This is a genomic window from uncultured Eudoraea sp. (genome assembly GCF_947490415.1).
Classification (GTDB): Bacteria; Bacteroidota; Bacteroidia; order Flavobacteriales; family Flavobacteriaceae; genus Eudoraea.
Genome location: NZ_CANLGX010000004.1, coordinates 308,185 through 328,553 on the forward strand (window position 1 = coordinate 308,185; position 20,369 = coordinate 328,553).

The following is a 20,369-nucleotide window of genomic DNA, read 5'->3' on the forward strand; positions in this document are numbered from 1 at the left end:
AAGAAAAAGATTATATTAGCCTACGGATTCAATAGCACGTTTTATGTTTGCAAAATTTAAATTACTCTTAAGTTTATTCCTCGTTTGTGGCGCATTGTTAACTCCGGCAGCCATACTATCACAAGTACCTTCAGAAACAAAGACAATTGATTCAACTTTGGTCAATCAGCCAAAGGCCATTCCTGTGATTAATATTATACAGGAAATGGAGCTAATCAATAAGCAATTAAAGCAGATTGAGAACAAAATAGAGCCAAAGAAAAGGGTCATTGAAATTGATTCTCTTCTCCCTGTTTATGAAGCACTGATAAAAGAACGGCAGAGTTATGTTCAAAACTTTATCAAAGCGAATCCAAATAGGCAAAAAATAGATAATCAAATCAATAGATGGAACGGTTATCGGGATTATTTAAATAGTTGGGAAAGCACAATTAATGTTTATGAAGAACGAAATACCATATTAGCTGAGAATATAATATCCAAAGAGAAAATATGGGAGTTGACTTATCAAAATGCCATTGAGAAAAATGTTCCGCCCGAACTTTTAATAAACATAAAAAGTGTATTAGACGAAGTAGTGAGAGTCAATGAAATATTTAAAAATGAAAACATTTACTTTCTAAAACTTGAGTCCAAAATTAACGATCAGATCTTAATTATTGATAAAGTCATTGAGGAATTGATTGCTTTAAAAAATTCAGATGTTTATCAGCTCTTTTATTTACGTCATCCAACTTTATGGAAGACCTCATTTAAAATAAATAAAACAGATTCTTCTGAAAGAGCAGGTGTCGAATCTGTTTCGGATAATATTAGAAATATTTTCAACTTTGCTAAATCCAGCGAAAATGATATTTACCTCTTTCTGGTTGTTATTGGTCTGTTAATAGCCGGGGTGATATATATTAAAAAGGCATACCTTAAATATGACATAAAAGAACCACAGGATGATCGGCAAAAAGCAAAAGATCTCATTGTAAATAAAACTGTTTGGGGGATTGTGTTTATTTCTATTTTATGCGCAAAATTTTTCTTTATAAATACCCCTCAGCTTTTTGATGACATCTTAGCCTTTTTAATGCTTGTTTGTGCATTGCCTTTGGTGCAGCACTATATGGATAAACGGTTTAAAAACATCATCTACTTTGTCATTTTTATTTTTATTTTGGATACTGCTAAAACCTATTTTTGGTTTGCATCTCCTCATTACAGAATATACCTCCTTGTTGAGGCCGTATTAGTTGCGGCAATTCTACTTTACTTTACCTATCCATATTTGAAGACAAGAAATTTATTCCAAAATCAATTCGGTGGTTTTTTGATAAGACTTACTCCAGTGGTTTATCTTTTAGTGATCATTTCAATTGTCTCGAATATTTTAGGATATACAAACCTTACAGATCTAACCATAAAAATTTGCACACAGAGTAGTGAATTGACCATCGTCTTTTATGCCATTTTGAAAATGGCTAATGGAATTGCTTTGGGCACCATACACAACCATTTTGGCAGAAAAGAGAATTTCGATCCAATTAAAAAAAGGACTTTAGAATTAAAAATATTGCAAATCTTAAAGGTCTTTGTTGCCATATTATGGGCTGTCTATTTTCTTAAAATGATAGATCTGTTAAGACCACTTTCAGATTTTATTAATGGTGTACTTTCTGAACCTTACAAAGTAGGCAGTATTACCTTTACACTGGGCATTATACTTACATTTATTGCTATCCTCGTGGTATCATTTCTTATTACCAGTTTCATTTCATTTCTTTTGGATGGTAAAGATGTTAAATTAAAAATACTAAAACTGCCGAAAGGAATTCCCGCTGCCATCTCATTGGTAATCCGATATTTTATACTGGCATTTGGTTTTATATTGGCTTTTTCCTCCCTTGGTATAGATTTGAGTAAATTTAATTTAATGGCAGGCGCCCTTGGTTTGGGTATCGGTTTTGGGTTGCAAAACATTATATCGAATTTTATTTCCGGTATAATATTAGTTTTTGAAAGGCCAATTTTACCTGGTGATACCGTAGAGGTCAACAATTTGCTTGGTACGGTAAATAAAATAGGGGTACGCTCATCGCGGATAAGTACCTATGATGGTGCAGAAGTAGTTGTTCCAAATAATAATTTAATTTCAAATGATCTTATAAACTGGACACTTTCTGATACTATTAAACGAATTGAAATAGTCGTGGGAACTACTTACAAGTCAGACCCTAACGAGATTATTGAAGTTTTAACGCAAGTAGCTAATGAGCATAAGGATGTCCTGAAAACCCCACCTGCCAGAGCTCTTTTTACTGACTTTGGCGAAAGTGCATTAAACTTTAAGGTGCTTTTCTGGGTTTATTTTGAAAATGGCTTACAAACAAAAAGTGATATATCTGTTGCCATTTACAACAGATTTAAAGAACTCGATATAGAAATCCCTTACCCTCAACGGGTAGTTCATTTACCGCAGGGACTTAAAGACATCCAAAAGAGAGAAACGAGATAATATCCCCCAAAGAGCAGAAACCAGAACGAGGTTCGTAAAAACATATAGGATTATCTAAATGTTAATCTAATCTGATTTACTATGAAAAATAAGCGATTAAAGAAAATAAATTTCCTACTGATTATACTGCTTTTTTGTTCATTTATTTATGCGCAAAAACCCAGAGCACGGGATCTGGGAGTCCCTTTTGTAGGTACACCTGGAACATTTAATGCGATAACAGATGTGAAAGGTGTTGAAGTAGGACACAGTACTATAATCTCAGGAAACGGCAACAATGTAGCTGGGGAAGGGCCTGTACGTACTGGAGTTACAGCAATTTTTCCCAGGGGAAAAAGATTTAATCCGGTTTACGCAAACTGGTATAGCCTTAATGGTAATGGAGAAATGACCGGTACAACCTGGGTTACAGAATCCGGCTTTTTGGAAACTCCCATAATGATAACAAATACCAATAGTGTTGGCGTGGTAAGAGACGCCGTTTTAAAATGGTATGTGGATACAGATTGGTATCGTGGTGAAGACTGGTGGTATACCTATCCTGTGGTAGCCGAAACCTATGACGGCTTTCTTAATGATATTTATGGATTTCATGTAAAAGAGAAACATGTTAGAGAAGCAATTAACAATTCCTCATCTGGAGAAGTCGTGGAAGGCAATGTAGGTGGCGGTACAGGAATGATGTGTTTAGGTTTTAAAGGAGGAATTGGTACGTCTTCCCGACTTGTTACCATTAAAGATTCAACATACACTGTTGGAGTATTGGTACAATCTAATTTTGGAGCAAAAAAGAACCTGACTATATCAGGGGTCCCTGTAGGAGTGGAACTGAAAGACACCCTGAATTATGTTTACAAGGCAGCACCTCAATCCCGACGGCAAGAAGGAGACGGTTCCATAATAGTTATTGTTGCAACAGATGCTCCTTTATTACCCCATCAACTAAAGAGAATTGCCCAAAGAGTTCCATTAGGTATAGGAATAGTCGGTGGCCGTGGCAGTAATGGTTCCGGAGATATTTTTCTTGCATTCTCCACGGCAAACGAAAATGCCTTTGACCGTGACAACACAACAGAAGTAAAAACTTTTTCCAATGACCTCATCACCCCTATGTTTGAAGCCACAGTTCAATCTGTGGAAGAGGCCATAATAAACGCCATGGTTGCGGCAGAGACCATGGAAGGAATTAATGGCAATAAAGCATATGCATTGCCCCATGACCTGCTTATTGAAATCCTGAAAAAGTATAAAAGAATAGATTGATACTTCTCTGGCCAGGTTTTGCTTCTGATTTTTAATGGCAAAAGAATAAAAATAAAGGCCGGGATTCCATACCCTGAGAAGGATCCTGAAATTATAAATAGCAGATCCGACAGAATGTAATATAAGCTATGATCAGAAAATACTTTAAAATTATCTTCCTTGTGCTTTTAATGGGAATCCCTCCATTTCTTTCAGCACAGGAAAAAAAACCAAAAGTTGTTGTGGTATTGAGTGGTGGCGGAGCAAAAGGAATTGCGCATATTCCATTTATACAATTATTGGATTCTTTAGGAATTGTCCCGGACCTTGTGGTGGGAACCAGCATGGGAAGTATTGTTGGGGGCCTATACGCCATGGGGTATTCGGGCGACAGTATTGCCAATATAGCACTGAATGTCAATTGGAATCAGCTCCTTAGGGAAAAGGTTGCTTTGTCTGATGTAAGCATGGAAGAAAAAAGTGAATTTAAAAGATATTTAGCTCAATTCGATTTGACAAATGGCAAACCAAAGATCAGCTCTTCTTTATTGGGGGATCAGAATTTAAGAGAATTTTTATCCGTCCTGACCTATCCTGCATACAAAATTAATGATTTCGATAAACTTCCCATCCCTTATAGAGCTGTTGCCACAGATATTGTTAATGGCAAAGAAGTAGTGATAAAAGAAGGCTCTTTAGCTATGGCTATGCGATCAAGCATGTCCATTCCCGGTGTTTTTAAACCTGTCCCTTATAACAACACCTTGCTTGTGGATGGTGGTATCCTGGATAATTTCCCAACAGATATTGCTAAAAAAATGGGTGCAGATATTATAATTGGAAGTGATGTTGGCGGTGGAATGGCACCTATCGAAAAGTTAGACAATATTGGCACTATTTTATTTCAAACCGGAATGTTAGCGAGTAATCTTAAGAATCCCGAGAATCGGGAGCTATGTGATATACTCATAGATCATATCCCCAATTTGAGTTATTCTACAGGTGATTTTGGAAAAAGCCAGGAAATCTATGAAGAGGGAAAAATAGCTGTAAAGGAAAATATGAAGGAATTGGTAAACCTGGCAGAACAATTAAAAGACTATCCGCTAAAAAAACATGAATTACCGCAAATAAAAGATATGGCCATTTTTGATACCATAATATATAAGGGTATCAGCAGGGCTAATCTGGACCTGGTAAAAGCGAGAACCAATATTAAACCACATGTAGAATATTCAATCGAAGATGTCAAAAATGGCATAGATAGAGCCATGGGTACTGAAATTTTTAGTGAGATCAATTATAAGGCTATTATGTATGGTGATAGCACCGGGTTTGAAATCAAAGGCCTGGAAAAATCTCAGCATCAGGCTAAAACTTCGTTGCATTATGACGACTACAGGGGTGTAGGGCTGATTCTGAATTACACTGGTAGAAATATTATTGGAAAAGCTTCCAGGTTTTTGGTATCGCTGGATATTGCGGAACAACCAATGTTGAGACTTCAATATCAAAAAAATTTTGGAAGCTTAAAAGACTGGTGGTGGAGATCTGAAGCTTTTGGTGAACAATTAAGACAAAGAATTTATATTAGTGGAGAAGCTGCTGATAATTTTAGATATCGGAACTTCCTCTATGACAATGAGATAAATAAAAATATAAATTCACTTAAGAGTTATATAGGAATAGGGGTCAACTACAAATACAGCGATATACAACCAAAAGTTGATCCTGATGTCAACGAAAATGTGCTTTTGTTGAATGATTATATTTCCAATAGTTTAGAAGTATACGCTAAATATTTATTTAATTCCTTAAATGATGTGTTCTTTCCAACTGAGGGAGCATTTTTAAATGTCAACATCGGGAGGTCGCTATTAAATAATGTTGATTTGTCCTATAGCGATGATAATCTAGAGGATGTAAACGGAAAAACCAATGGGTTTACCAAATTTAACCTGACCTACGAAAAGAGAGTGCCGTTTCAACCAAAGATTACAGGGATCATCAGGGCATCTGCCGGCTTTATTTTTGAAGATCAACTTGAAACCGATGATATTTCGTTTACAGATTATGGCTACTCTTCGAAATACTTCCTGGGCGGAAATTTCGTCTCTCCAAATAAAGAAAGTTATACTTTTTCGGGACTACATGAAGCTGAATTAAATATTAATCAATTTATGAAACTGAACATTGGTCTTCAGCTAAATCCTTTTGAAAAATTATATTTCACTCCACATTTTAACATTGCTTCTGTTGGTTTTGAAAACTTTGATGAGTATATCAAAGATGCCTTTTTACCTAATGGTAAATGGTCAGATGCCATTGAAACAAGCACCTTAATATCTGCCGGAGCAAGATTTTCATATAATTCCATTTTAGGTCCTGTTAATTTTGATGTCTCCTGGGTAAATGATATTAACAAAGTTAGATTGACCTTTAGCGTTGGCATTCCATTTAATCGCTCCAATTAGATAATATAAATGCTTTTAAGCAATAGTTTAGTAAATAATAAGAGTTCCAGTCAGCTAATAGGCTTTTATACCATTATGATTTTCTCATATTGAAGGCCTGAATTCAAATTATATATCCTTCCAAGTTTGTTTCAAAGCCATTCTTTATTTCATCAAAAAACAGTAAATTACCTGTTAAGTATTAAAAGTTTACAGATGAAAAACCTAGACCGAAGAAACTTCATAAAAAAGACAACACTATCTGCTGCAGGTCTTGCGGCAGCATCAATCATACCTATTTCCGGTCATTCCCAAAATAGTCGTGAGACAAATGCAATGTACATGGGTGGATTTGCCGCTCCAAAATTAGAAACCATTCGAGTTGCGGTAATAGGAGTAGGCGCCAGAGGCCCGGCTCATTTACAATTTGCGGCTGCCCTGCCAGGGACAGAAATAGTTGCGATATGTGATCTCTATGAAGATCTTGCCACTAAATGGGCTGCCGTGGTTACCGAAATGGGCAATGGTCAAAGACATCAAAACATTGCTACTTATTTTGGGGATGAGAATGCATGGAAATTGATGCTGAAAGAAGTAAAACCAGATATGGTTTTTATTGTCACAAACTGGTCCAATCATGCTCCAATGGCCATTGAAGTAATGAACAGTGGAGCTCATGCCTTTGTTGAAGTACCCCTGGCTATTAGCATTGAAGAGCTCTGGAAGATTGTAGACACATCAGAAAAGACGAGAAAGCACTGTATGATGATGGAAAATGTCAATTATGGTCGTGATGAGTTGCTATTCTTAAATATGTGCAGACAAGGAGTCATTGGCGAACTATTGCATAGCGAGGCAGCTTATATTCACGATTTAAGGACACAGATGAATGAGGTTGAACGCGGAACAGGTTCCTGGCGTACTTACCATTATGCCAAAAGAAACGGGAACCTCTACCCTACCCACGGTCTGGGTCCGGTAGCACAATATATGAATCTGGGTCGTACAGAAGATACCTTTAAAAGTTTAGTGTCATATTCCACTCCGGCAAGGGGTCGTGCTCTTTATGCAAAAGAAAATTTTCCTCAGGACCATAAATGGAATCAGCTGGATTTTAAAGGAGGTGATATGAATACCTCGATAATAAAGACAAGTCTTGGAAGAACAATTATGGTGCAATGGGATGAAACCAGTCCCCGACCTTATTCCAGACTTAATCTAATACAGGGGACAAAAGGGATTTTGGCTGGTTTCCCAACCCGAGTTGCCTTAGAGGGAGGTATTGAAGGTATTACAGATAGTCATCATCAATGGGTTCAAGGAGAACAATTGGCATCTGTTTATGAAAAATATGATCACCCTTTATACAAGCGCTTGTCCTCTACTACCAGTGAAAGTGGCCATGGAGGCATGGATGGAATGATGGTCTATCGGATTATTGAATGTCTTAGAAATGGCTTACCCCTTGATCAAAATGTTTATGAAGGATGTTTTTGGAGCGCAGTTTCACCCCTAAGCGAACGCTCCGTGGGCAGCGATGGGGCTCCCCAGGCTTTTCCCGATTTCACCAGGGGTAATTGGAAAGAAACCGATCCTCTCGGAATTATAACATAAGAAGAAGGGGCAAATTTAATGACTAGTTCAAAGGACTAGTGATAGCAGATAAAAGATTGGCCATTTTATAATGAATTCTAACATTAAAGCAATCATAAGGCAATTAAATGAGCTTCAAAAGGGAAAGCCATGGGTAGGAGAAACATTTGAAAAAAAATTTGCAGCAATTACAGCAAAAGAGGCCTTTAAACGTCCATTACCCCATCTTCATAGTGTTGCCGAATTAATAGCTCACCTAACCAGTTGGAGAAAAGACATGATTTTGAAAATCCAAACCGGTAAGGGTAGCCTGACGACAGATAGTCATGAAAATTGGCCTACTAATTCGGAATTGGAATCTATTGGCTGGGAAAAACTTAAGGAAGCATATAAAAAAAGCCTTTCAGACGTAATAATGCTTCTGCAAAGCAAGGATGATCAATTCTTAGACGAGCACTATTACGATATAGATTTTAAAGGCACTTACCCCTATTCCTTTGCTATTGAAGGTATGCTGCATCACGATATTTATCATCTGGGGCAAATGGGGCTGGTCATAAAACTAATTAAAGAGAATGCAGAAGGGTAAAATTGCAATAATCTAAAATGAAATAACAGGCAAATTGCGGTCCAATGGATAACCTAAAAAGCATTAGGAAAGTAATAGAAACTCCCAGACTATACCTCCGGGAATTCGTACTTGATGATGCTGAAAATATTTGGGAACTAAATTCTGACATTGAGGTTATAAAATACACAGGTGACCCCCCGTTTGAAACTATTGAAAACGCAAGGGAATTTATCATCAACTACAGGGAATATAAAAAAAACGGCTTTGGCAGATGGGCTGTCATTACAAAAAACTCCAACACCTTCATTGGATGGTGTGGACTAAAATTGAATGAGCAAAATATGGTTGATATCGGGTTTCGTTTTTTTAAGAAAGAATGGAATAAAGGCTATGCCACCGAAGCTGCCAATGCCTGCCTTGAACACGGCTTTTTGAATCTTAATTTAAATGAGATAATTGGCCGGGTTGCATGGGAGAACAAAGCCTCTATAAAAGTTCTGGAAAAACTTTCCATGCAATATTGGAAAAGAGATAGTTGCAAAGGCATTGAGAACTCCTTGTATTACAAAATATCTAAAGAACAGTATCTTCAGAATATATAAACGAGCTTTTAATATATGGATTCGGACTCTGATTACCTCAAAATAAATAAGGCATCCTGGAATAGTAAGACTGATACTCATATGGAATCTGAATTCTATAATATGAAAGGATTCCTCGATGGTGAGACATCCCTTAAAAATATAGAATTGAATCTCCTTGGGGATATAAATGGCCTGAGGATTTTGCATTTGCAATGTCATTTCGGACAGGATACACTCTCATTGGGGAGGCTCGGTGCCCACGTTACTGGGGTTGATCTTTCTGACAAAGCAATCGACAGAGCCAGAGAATTAGCTTTGAAAACAAAAATAGATGCAAACTTTATTTGTTGTGATATTTATGATCTCCCTAAACATTTAAATAAGGAATTTGATATTATCTATACAACTTATGGCACTATTGGTTGGCTTCCCGACTTAAATAAATGGGGTAAAATTATTTCCAGGTTTTTAAAACCAGGAGGCAGACTTATTTTTGCAGAATTTCACCCGGTGGTCTGGATGTTTGATGATGAATTTAGTAAGATAGCTTACAATTATTTTAATTCCGGTCCAATAATGGAAACTGAAACAGGAACGTATGCTAAAAGGGATGCTAATCTAACTCTGAAATATATAATGTGGAATCATAGTATAGGAGAAGTAATTACAAGCCTGACACAAAATGGGATTGAAGTGACCTCGCTTAAAGAATATGACTATTCCCCGTACAATTGTTTTAAATTCACCATTGAATCTGAAACAGGAAAGTTCAGGATTAAGCATCTTGGGAATAAACTTCCTATGGTGTACAGCATAGAAGGCAGAAAAAAGAAATCAGTTTCTATCAGTTAAACTATTATCATTCATGAGAAAATTCCTTTATTTAATTATGACCGTGGTCATAATTTCCTGTAACAATAATTCGAAGCCAGATTTATCTGACCGAAGTGGCAGATATATAGGCCTATTCAAAAAAGGTAGTTTTGAAGATTCAATAGTATTTGAGATGGAACGAGATTCTACAAGCTGGAAAGTCTTTTTTTCAAGCCTGGAACAAAACGCGAATCGTATCCCTTTTAGGGAGCTAGAAGCAAAAGACGATTCGATTAACTTTAAACTTCAAAGTGATTTTCATACCTATTCGTTTAAAAATTTATGGGCGAATAATAATTCTGAGCTCCGGGGCTCACTTACCGTGGATACTATGAAAGTCCCGTATACCCTCTATAAAACTTTATCCGTAATAAAAGGTGCTCCGGTAAGTGAGGACATAAGCTTTGAAACTAATGATCTGATATTGAACGGTACTATATATTATCCCTCTAAAGACAATAAAAAAGGCTTAGTTATTGTCACTTCCTCTGGCAATTCAGACAGGAGTGCTTCCAGAGCGGAAGCTCAGCTTTTTGCGAAACGAGGTTATACCACCTTTATTTATGATAAACGGGGAACAGGAATTTCTGAAGGCAATTGGTCACAGGCCAGCATAGAAGAACTTGCTTCAGATGATATTAATGCTATCAAGTGGTTTACTGAAAAGACAACCATCCCTATTAAAAACATTGGTATTAAAGGCAGCAGTCAGGGTGCTAGCAAGATCCCATATATTTTGAATGAATTAAAAGATTTGAAATATGGGATTGCCGTGAGTTGTCCTGGTTCTACCTTATTGGAAAGTGATCTTAATTACTGGAAGAACAGGAATATTGAGAAGCTCGATGAAAATATTGAAGAGGCAACCAGTTTTGAGCGAAAGGTTTTTGAAACTATTGCAGGTGAAAATTCCATAGAAGCACTTGAAAAAGAGATCAATGCGTCTAAATCTAAAACGTGGTTTAATATGGTATGGATTCCAAACCTTAATGAGATAGAGATAGATAGGAAACTTAAGTATAGCCCTCTACCTTATTTTGAAAAAATTAAGCAACCAGTACTTATTGTACAGGGTAGTATGGATGAAATAATACCTGAAAACAGTTACGAAATGATAACTAAATCACTTGAAAAAGCTCAAAACAAAGCATATGAAATAATACTGTTAGAAGGTGCTTCACACTCCATGTATGATGTTGGCCAGAATGATTTTCCTTATTGGTCCAAGTTACATCCCAAATACATAAGCGTTTTGGAGAATTGGATCAATCATCTTCCGGTTACAAATTAAGCCTGTATTAAAGTCCATTTTTTATCTCATAAAAAGTTCTATAAATATTTAAACTCTGAATTTCCTAAAACCAAAATCCACCTTATATTTAACGCCTGAAGATTATACTAAAGTGCCTTCCGGCAAACATTGAAAATCTATAATAATCCATAATACCATTCATATGAGAATACGCTATAAATATTACCTGTTACTAACCCTATTACTAACAATAGGATTTTCCCAAATTAATGCTCAAAACACTGTTGATACCAGGTTGATGAAAAGCCCTGCAATTAGTAAAAATAAAATCGCTTTTATTTATGCAGAAGATCTCTGGATTGCCGACAAAAATGGGGCTAACTCCAGACGCCTTACCATTGATGAAGGAGTAGAATCTAATCCAGTCTTTTCTCCGGACGGTTCATCAATTGCTTTCAGTGCAGAGTACGATGGAAATACAGACGTATTTATTGTTCCTGCAAATGGCGGAGTTCCAAAAAGATTAACATGGCATCCCGGTTGGGATCAGGTAAGGGATTTTACCCCTGATGGCAAAAGTGTGCTGTTTATTTCCGGTAGATCTACCTACACCAACAGACATGCCAAGCTCTATACCATAGCAACAAAGGGCGGACAGGCTATAGAATTACCCATTCCTACTGCTTTTAGCGCATCCTATTCAGCAGACGGAAAATACATTGCTTACACCCCTTTATATGAAGTTTTTAACCAATGGAAAAATTACAGGGGAGGCACGCAGTCGAGAATTTGGATTTACAATACTGAGACCTATGAAGTTACGGAGGTCCCAAAACCTGCATCAGGAAGTAATGATACCAATCCTCAATGGATAGGAAATAAAGTATTTTTCAGAAGTGACCGAAATGGAGAATTTAATTTATATGCCTATGAATTGGATTCTAAAGTTGTCACCCAACATACAAATTATGACGATTTCCCTGTTCTAAGCCTGAATACAAATAACAATGAATTAATTTACGAGCAAGCCGGATATGTACATTTATTTGATTCAAATTCTCTAACCAGCACAAAAATCACCATTCCAATTGCCACGGATTTGCTGGAATTAAGGCCTCGTTATGTTTCAGGAGACAGTTATATCCGCAGTGCTGGTATTTCACCTTCCGGTGCCAGGGCAATATTTGATTTCAGAGGGGAAGTTGTTACCGTACCTGCTGAAAAAGGTGATGTAGACAACATTAGTCAAACTCCTGGGATTCATGAAAAATACCCACAATGGTCCCCCGACGGTAAACAAATAGCTTATTTTTCTGACGCCTCGGGTGAATATAGCCTGCATCTTAAAACATTGGAAAATGGGACTATAAAAAAGCTTCCTATTTCCGGTTCTGGTTTTTACGCCTATTTACATTGGTCTCCGGATAGCAAGAAACTATGCTTCGTGGACAATGGCCGTAATTTATTCATGGCCGATACATCCAATGGGAAAATCACAAAAATTGGAACAGACAAGTTATACATTCCTGGGGTTTTCAGGGAACTTTTTGGATCATGGTCCCATGATTCAAAATGGGTGTCATACACCATTATTACTGAAACAAATTTTGAAAGGGCCTACGTATATTCTGTAGATCAGAATAAATCCTTTGAACTTTCCGATGGCCTGTCAAACGTTAGTGAGCCAGTCTTTGATCCAAGTGGAAAATATATCTATATGCTTGCCTCTACAGATGCCGGTCCGGTTGTGAATTGGTTTGATCAGTCTAACCAGGATATGGAAATGACGAATTCCATCTATTTGGTAACGTTACAGAAAGAACTTATTTCTCCTTTGGCTAAAGAAAATGATGAAGAAGATGACGAGGACGATGAAAAATCTAAAGAAGATTCCACGGATAAAGATGACAAGAAGGAAAATAAAACGGTTGCTCCATTGAAAATTGATTGGGGTCAAATTTCTAATCGAATTATTGACCTGCCTGTTTCACCAGGAATGTATTCAGGCTTAAGTTGTTCCGAAGAGGGAAAATTGTTTTATCTATCACGCAAGCCACATAGCAGTTACAGTGATCCTCAGTCCCTTAGAATGTATGATTTAAAAAAACGGGAAGACGAGGAAATTATGGAGGCAAATTGGTATTCTATTGCAGCTTCCGGTAAAAAAATGTTATACCTGAAAGAGAAAATCTGGGGAATCACAGAGGTAGGTAAAAAACCAGAAAACGGAGTAATAAATATAGGTGCCATCCAGGTTAAAATAGATCCCCGTCAAGAATGGTCCAATATATTTGATGAAGCCTGGCGTGTGAACAGGGATTATTTTTATGACCCTGGAATGCACGGGGCAGATTGGAATGCCATGAAAGAAAAATATAAAAGTTTTCTACCGGATGTAACTTGCAGAAGTGATCTCTACAGAGTTATGGAATGGATGTGCAGTGAATTGGCAGTAGGACATCATAGGTTTGGCAGTCGGGGTGATCAAATGAATAACCCTGATAAAGTAGGTGGAGGACTGCTTGGAGCAGATTATGAAGTGGTTAACAACAGGTATCGCTTTTCGAAGATTTATGGAGGTCTTAACTGGACACCGGAGCTTCGTTCACCATTGACGGAACCTGGTGTGAACATTGTGGTCGGGGAATATTTAATAGCTGTAAATGGTAATGAGGTTACTGCAGATCAAAATCTCTATAGTTTCTTTGAAAACACTGAAAATAAAATAGTAGAGCTTACCGTTTCAGCCTCAGCAGATGGGTCTGGTTCTCGAAAAGTGAAGGTAGTCCCTGTAGAAAGTGAACGTTCCCTTAGAAACAGGGATTGGGTTGAAGAAAATATCAAAAAAGTAGACAAGGCTACAAACGGGCAGGTAGCATATGTGTATGTCCCGAATACAGCAGGGGCCGGACATGAATATTTTAAACGCTACTTCTTCCCACAGGCTAATAAAAAGGCAATAATTGTTGATGAACGCCATAATGGCGGCGGACAGTTGGCAGATTACTATATAGATATTCTGAAGAAACCATATCAGGCTTCCTGGAATTTCAGATATGGTAACAACCTCAAAGCTCCAAGTGCCTCAATACAAGGCCCTAAGGTTATGATTACGGATGAAACAGCTGGCTCCGGTGGAGATTATCTTCCCTGGATGTTTAGAAAATTTAAACTGGGTACTATAATTGGAAAAACTACATGGGGCGGGCTTGTAGGTGTCTTAGGCTATCCTGAATTTATAGATGGTGGATCAGTTACTGCTCCAAATGTCGCCTTTTGGAATGAAGATGGTTACCGGGTGGAGAATGAAGGCGTTGCCCCGGATATTATGGTTGAACAATGGCCGAAAGAAGTTATTTCAGGGGGCGACCCTCAATTGGAAAAAGCCATTGAAGTTATCTTGGAGCAGCTCAAGAATAACCCCCCTGTAATTCCAAAGCAGCCGGAGTATCCTGTTCGGGTTAGAAAATCTAATTGATAAATCTATAAATGTGCGATGTACTTAAGTGACCATCGCACATTTTTTTTGACTCAGATTTATTGTTAAGCATTTAACTGCTATATTTAAAAGATCTATCAGCTAAGTGTTAACCAAAGACTACTGATTGGCAAAGAATATGATTTCAGCACTTGGAAAAATTTTCACAGATCTTTTTATTAAGTACATGCCAAGTGCTTATGTTTTTGCTTTAGTCCTAACATTATTTACGGGTTGCCTGGCACTCATTTGGACTGATGCTTCATTAATCAACGTTCTTAGTGGATGGTATGATGGCTTTTGGTCCTTATTAGCCTTTGGAATGCAAATTATTTTGGTTATTGTAACTGCCCATAGCATAGCCCAATCAGCTCCCGTTGAAAAAGGTATAAATTGGATAGCCCGTTTTATAAAAACCCCGGGGCAGGTCTATTTATTTGTTCTTATTTCTGGTGCGTTGATAGCCTTGATCAGTTTTGGAATGATTGTGATTGTGGCCATCTTAGCCAGGGAATTGGCGGTAAGAGTAAAGGGTTTAAACTATCCTTTTCTAATCGCCTGTGTTTATTTTAGTTTGGGAAGCTGGGTTTCCGGTGCTTCCAGTTCAATTGCCCTATTACTAAATACCGAAAATAATTTTTTAATGGAAGCCGGAATTCTTTCAGAACTGATACCTACTTCTTATACTTTGGGATCATCACTGAACATTATAATGATACTGCTCTTTGTTGTGGGAGGTCCACTATTATTTTATGTTTTAATTCCTAAAAATAATAACCAAAAGCAATTATCCGATCTCCTGGTTCTAGATGATCTGCCAAAAGAACCTTCTGTAAAAATGGAAGCCCAATCTTTCAAACTCCCTTTTCGCGCCGTCTCAGATATACTTAATAACAGTGCCCTTTTACAAATGACAATTGCAGCTTTTGGTTTCATTTATATAGGCCATCACTTTTATCTGAATGGGTTTGATCTGAATTTTAATATTATCATTTTTACGTTTCTGATCCTGGGCCTGTTTCTGCATAGAACCCCACTGCGTTATAGTATCTCTATGAAACGCTCCAGTAGAAACATTTCAGGTATACTCTTTCAGTATCCATTTTATGCCGGTATTATGGGAATAATGCTTTCAACCGGTCTGGGTGAAAAAATTGGTGAACTTCAGGTATCAATTGCCACCCTAACTAATTATCCTTTTTTGGCTTATGTTTCCGGGGGTCTGGTGAATTTCGCCATCCCATCGGCAGGTGGTGAATTTGCTGTAATAGGACCTGGTATTATTAATGTAGTTAAAGAACTTGGGGCAGGGTTGAGTGAATCAGAAGTTACCGCCATGATTGCAAGAGCGTCAATGGGCATCGCCTATGGAGAAAGCCTGAGTAATGCACTGCAGCCTTTCTATTTACTAATAATTTTTCCTGTAATGGCAAGCGGGACCAAATTGCAGGCAAGAGATATTATGGGGTATTTTGTAATTCCATTTATTTTGTTCTTTATCATTCAGTCGGCACTACTTATATGGATGCCACTATAAAAATAAGGTCCAAAAGACCATGTTGTCTTCAATAATTGTGGCGATTTCAAAAATTATCCTAAATACAACATCATTAAATTATTGAACAAAATTTCTTAAATTTAATTCTTCTCCATGATTTAAAAATTAAGCTATGTGTTACGATATCAAGGCAAGTCTGGAAGCTCAGTTAAAACGGGCCAGGCATTATGGGAACGAGCAAGCCATTGAGGAGATCATTGAAAAACTGGTGCCCTTATCAGACCTGCCGCTTTATCATGTGTCAGGCTTTAATCACCCAAAATTATTTATGTATCCAGATCGTTCTCCATATGAACCAACTCTTGCAACCTGGGGCCTGGTACCGTTTTGGGTAAAAGATAAGGCACAATTAAAAAAATTGTGGAACAATACACTCAACGCAAGAGGAGAAACCATTTTTGAGAAGCCCTCTTTTCGAAATTCAGCCAAAAATAAACGATGTATTATTTATGTAGACGGCTTTTATGAACATCACCATTATGCCGGCAAAACCTATCCATTTTATGTGAGCAGGAAGGATAATGTACCTATGCCACTGGCAGGGCTCTGGAGCGAATGGATGGATACAGAAACTGGGGAATTGATCAATACATTCTCTATTGTTACTACGGTGGGCAATTCTATGATGTCCAAGATTCATAATAATCCAAAAGCAGCAGGACCCCGTATGCCTTTAATTTTACCAGATGAACTGGCAGACAAATGGCTTGAGCATATAGAAGACAATTTAGATAAAAAAACTATTCAGGAACTGATTCAATCATATCCTGAAGATGAACTTAAAGCTCATACTGTAAGCCGGTTAAGGGGAAAAGAATATCCGGGTAATGTTGAGGATATCACTAAAGAAGTAGCCTATGCCGAATTGGACTTTTAAAGTAATAGGAATCATTTTAATAGCGCTTGTTTATGGTTGCAATGGCACAAATAAAGAATCCTCGAAAGTTACCATCGCGGCCGCTGCAAATATGCAATATGCTTTAGGGCCCATTATTGAAAAATTCACAGAAAAGACCGGTATTAGTTGTGAATTGATCATGGGTTCTTCGGGTAAGCATACCGCTCAAATTATGGAAGGTGCCCCCTTTGATGTTTTTGTCTCGGCTGACATGAAATATCCTTCGGACCTCTATAACAAAGGGTTTACCACCGCGCCACCTGAGATCTATGCCTATGGAAAACTAGTACTCTGGACCATGGTCGACGGCTTGCCGGTATCGATAAAATCCTTGAATGATTCTGCTATTAACCATATTGCACTAGCAAATCCGAAAACAGCACCCTATGGACTAGCAGCTCTGGAAGTACTAAAAAAGCACGGGCTTTTGGATAGTCTTAAAGATAAATTGGTATATGGGGAAAGTGTTGGCCAAACCAATCAATTTATTTATTCTAAATCAGCCGAAATCGGATTTACAGCCCAAGCTGTGGTTCTTTCACCAGAAATGAAAGGGAAGGGTAATTGGGCTTTAATAAATGATTCTGACTATACCCCAATTTCGCAGGGTGCAGTGGTCATAAAACAATCTAAAAGAAATAATTTGCAGGCTGATAAATTTTATAAATTTCTTTTCTCCAATGAGGCCAAGATTATATTAAAAGATTTCGGATATTCGGTAGATGAATAGTTTAGAAGGCCATATTAAAGAAGTGCATGTAAACGGCAGTTTGTCGCTGGTTACTGTTGAGCTTTCTGATCAAATACTGTTTAAGGCCATCATCATAGAAACTCCGGAAACGGCTTCGTATTTAACAGCCGGTCATTTGGTTAAGGTTTTATTTAAGGAAACAGAAGTTATTATTGGTAAGGACGTAAAGCATTTAATAAGCATTCAAAACCAGCTTAGAGGTGTAATTAAGCATATTGAACGGGGTTTACTATTAAGTAATATCCTGATCAGTACACCAGCGGGCTACATAAGTTCCATTATTACTACTAATGCCGTAGATCAGCTTGGTTTAGAAGAAAAATTAACTGTAAGTGCTATGGTTAAAACGAATGAAATTATGCTATCTGAATGATGAATTGGGATCCTCTCTTTATTACCTTAAAACTAGCTGTTGTTACAACAGCAATATTATTGGTTATTTCAATACCAATGGCATATTGGTTGGTAAATACAAAATCCCGGTCTAAACCTTTTATAGAAACTCTTATTAGTATGCCTTTGGTATTACCCCCAACGGTACTGGGATTTTATTTCCTTGTTGCTTTCAGTCCGGGAAACGCATTTGGAAATTGGATAAATGAATGGCTTGGCCTTAAACTGGTATTCTCATTTGGTGGTCTTGTTCTAGCCTCTATAATCTATAGCCTGCCTTTTATGGTTCACCCCATTCAATCGGGCCTTAGCATCCTGCCACATTCCCTTACAGAAGCTTCTCAGGTAATGGGAAAATCAAAATGGACCACATTATTCAAAGTCCTCTTGCCGAATTGTAAAACTTCCTTATTAACTGGTATTGTGCTGGCATTTGCGCATACCGTAGGTGAATTTGGGGTTGTTTTGATGATAGGAGGCAGTATTCCTGGCAAGACAAAAGTCGCTTCCATTGCCATTTATGATGAAGTAGAAGCGATGAACTATGGTGCGGCTAATTTCTATGCTACAGTATTATTTATAATTACCTTTTGCGTCCTGCTAATGGTCTATTTGATAAATGGAGGGTATCTAAAGCGCTTTTGGAAATGATTAAAATTGATATTCATAAAAAATTAAGCGCCTCTGATGGTACAATGAATCTTTGTATTCAATGCCAAATTGAGAAAGGTGAATTCGTAACACTATATGGTGAATCAGGTGCAGGCAAAACCTCTACCTTAAGAATCCTTGCCGGATTATTGAAGCCAGATAAGGGTGAAATAACATTGGATAACACAAGTTGGGTTGATACTAAAAATAAAATCTTTTTAGCTCCCCAAAATAGGAATATCGGATATGTATTTCAGGATTATGCATTATTTCCAAATATGACTGTCCTACAAAATCTGGAGTTCGCATCTAAAAAAGGACAGGATAAAAAAGTAATTACAGATCTTATAGAAATGATGGAACTTGGTGATCTGCATAATAGAAAACCACAAACACTTTCAGGAGGACAACAGCAAAGGGTGGCCCTGGCAAGAGCTCTTGTTTGTAAACCCGATATTCTCCTGTTAGATGAGCCACTTGCCGCTCTCGATTATAAAATTCGCCTGAAACTCCAGGATTACATTACAAGAATTCATAATGAATATGGCCTGACCACTTTATTGGTGAGTCATGATATAGGTGAAATTATGAAACTGTCTGATAGGGTTTTTGTGCTTGAACACGGTAAAATTTCCAGAAAAGGGATTCCAAATGAGATCTTTTCTAACAAAAAAATCAGCGGTAAATTTAAATTTATAGGGGAAGTATTGAAGATAGAGCCCCAGGATGTTGTCATTGTTGTCTCTGTTCTTATTCAAAATAATGTAGTTAAAGTAATTGCTGATAAATCTGAAGTACAATCCCTGAATATTGGGGATAAAGTAATGGTTGCTTCTAAAGCGTTCAATCCAATTCTCTATAAAATTGAATAATATGAACTCTGATGGTAAACCGGCATTACTTCTTATCGATATTCAGAAAGGGTTGGATGATATTGACTACTATGGCGGCCATAGAAATAATCTTCAAGCTGAATCAAAAGCAAGAAAAATCCTCGACTTCTGGAGAAATCATAAGTTTCCCATTTTTCATATTAAACACAACTCAACCAATCCAAATTCCCCGCTTGCCAAGGGCCAGCCTGGGAACCAATTCAAGGATATTGTAGAGCCATTGGCGAACGAAAAAGTTATAGAGAAAGAGGTGAACAGCGCTTTTATTGGTACAGATTTAAAACAACAATTAGATAAACTGGAAATCAAAAAAGTAGTGATAGTTGGACTTACTACAGATCATTGCGTATCCAGTAGTACAAGAATGGCAGGGAATTTGGGATATGATACATTTTTAGTTGCAGACGCAACAGCTACTTTTGATAAAGTAGGTGCCGACGGAACAAAATACAAAGCTGAAATGATTCATGAAGTTGAATTAGCCAGTTTACACAATGAATTTGCAATGGTAATTAATACGGATGATTTATTCAATATTATTAAAGAAGCACACCAGACTTAGTGTTTTTTTTTTAAATTCCGCAAGAATAATAGTTTATACCACTATTTAATACCTTTAATAAAAGAAACTTAAATTCCTTGATAACCAATACGAAATATTTAAATATTGCGTTAA

The 20,369-nt window shown here is 37.2% G+C and carries 16 protein-coding genes; all 16 read left to right on the forward strand.

Annotation, left to right across the window (positions count from 1 at the left end):
* The first annotated feature begins 43 nt into the window (after nt 1-43).
* The 16 genes from Q0874_RS12550 (at nt 44) to Q0874_RS12625 (ending at nt 20,255) form a co-directional block, all read left to right on the forward strand.
* Complete coding sequence (locus Q0874_RS12550; protein ID WP_299163670.1) at nt 44-2,503, forward strand: mechanosensitive ion channel domain-containing protein; 2,460 nt, start codon at nt 44-46, stop codon at nt 2,501-2,503.
* Between the two features lie 81 nt (nt 2,504-2,584).
* Nucleotides 2,585-3,766 carry a P1 family peptidase gene (locus Q0874_RS12555; protein WP_299163672.1) on the forward strand — a complete coding sequence of 394 codons (1,182 nt, stop codon included), beginning with the start codon at nt 2,585-2,587 and terminating at the stop codon, nt 3,764-3,766.
* 128 nt (nt 3,767-3,894) lie between these two features.
* On the forward strand, nt 3,895-6,219 hold the full coding sequence (locus tag Q0874_RS12560; protein ID WP_299163674.1) for a patatin-like phospholipase family protein: 2,325 nt from the start codon (nt 3,895-3,897) through the stop codon (nt 6,217-6,219).
* A 195-nt stretch (nt 6,220-6,414) separates the two neighbouring features.
* Nucleotides 6,415-7,812 (forward strand): Gfo/Idh/MocA family oxidoreductase, encoded by a 1,398-nt coding sequence (locus tag Q0874_RS12565; RefSeq protein ID WP_299163675.1) that lies wholly within the window; start codon nt 6,415-6,417, stop codon nt 7,810-7,812.
* A 70-nt stretch (nt 7,813-7,882) separates the two neighbouring features.
* Nucleotides 7,883-8,380, forward strand: a complete 498-nt coding sequence (locus Q0874_RS12570; protein WP_299163678.1) for a DinB family protein — start codon at nt 7,883-7,885, stop codon at nt 8,378-8,380.
* Nucleotides 8,381-8,424: 44 nt separating this feature from the next.
* A complete protein-coding gene (locus tag Q0874_RS12575) occupies nt 8,425-8,964 on the forward strand; it encodes a GNAT family N-acetyltransferase (RefSeq protein ID WP_299163680.1) in 540 nt (179 codons plus the stop codon).
* Nucleotides 8,965-8,979: 15 nt separating this feature from the next.
* Nucleotides 8,980-9,798 carry a bifunctional 2-polyprenyl-6-hydroxyphenol methylase/3-demethylubiquinol 3-O-methyltransferase UbiG gene (locus tag Q0874_RS12580; protein ID WP_299163682.1) on the forward strand — a complete coding sequence of 273 codons (819 nt, stop codon included), beginning with the start codon at nt 8,980-8,982 and terminating at the stop codon, nt 9,796-9,798.
* A 13-nt stretch (nt 9,799-9,811) separates the two neighbouring features.
* Complete coding sequence (locus Q0874_RS12585) at nt 9,812-11,110, forward strand: prolyl oligopeptidase family serine peptidase (protein ID WP_299163684.1); 1,299 nt, start codon at nt 9,812-9,814, stop codon at nt 11,108-11,110.
* A gap of 163 nt (nt 11,111-11,273) precedes the next feature.
* Entirely contained in the window at nt 11,274-14,549 is a 3,276-nt protein-coding gene (locus tag Q0874_RS12590) for a S41 family peptidase (RefSeq protein WP_299163686.1), read from the forward strand.
* Nucleotides 14,550-14,688: 139 nt separating this feature from the next.
* The gene (locus Q0874_RS12595) at nt 14,689-16,086 is read left to right on the forward strand and encodes a TIGR00366 family protein (protein ID WP_299163688.1); all 1,398 of its coding nucleotides are present in this window, start codon (nt 14,689-14,691) and stop codon (nt 16,084-16,086) included.
* A 133-nt stretch (nt 16,087-16,219) separates the two neighbouring features.
* Nucleotides 16,220-16,984: an SOS response-associated peptidase gene (locus tag Q0874_RS12600; protein WP_299163689.1), complete on the forward strand. Its 765-nt coding sequence runs from the start codon at nt 16,220-16,222 to the stop codon at nt 16,982-16,984.
* A complete protein-coding gene (gene modA, locus Q0874_RS12605; RefSeq protein ID WP_299163690.1) occupies nt 16,965-17,735 on the forward strand; it encodes a molybdate ABC transporter substrate-binding protein in 771 nt (256 codons plus the stop codon). Before Q0874_RS12600 ends, modA begins: the two co-directional genes overlap by 20 nt.
* Entirely contained in the window at nt 17,728-18,129 is a 402-nt protein-coding gene (locus Q0874_RS12610; protein ID WP_299163691.1) for a molybdopterin-binding protein, read from the forward strand. Before modA ends, Q0874_RS12610 begins: the two co-directional genes overlap by 8 nt.
* Nucleotides 18,129-18,800, forward strand: a complete 672-nt coding sequence (gene modB / locus Q0874_RS12615; protein ID WP_299163978.1) for a molybdate ABC transporter permease subunit — start codon at nt 18,129-18,131, stop codon at nt 18,798-18,800. Before Q0874_RS12610 ends, modB begins: the two co-directional genes overlap by 1 nt.
* The gene (locus Q0874_RS12620) at nt 18,797-19,672 is read left to right on the forward strand and encodes an ABC transporter ATP-binding protein (protein WP_299163692.1); all 876 of its coding nucleotides are present in this window, start codon (nt 18,797-18,799) and stop codon (nt 19,670-19,672) included. Before modB ends, Q0874_RS12620 begins: the two co-directional genes overlap by 4 nt.
* A gap of 1 nt (nt 19,673) precedes the next feature.
* Nucleotides 19,674-20,255, forward strand: a complete 582-nt coding sequence (locus Q0874_RS12625; protein WP_299163693.1) for a cysteine hydrolase family protein — start codon at nt 19,674-19,676, stop codon at nt 20,253-20,255.
* The last annotated feature ends 114 nt before the right edge of the window (nt 20,256-20,369 follow it).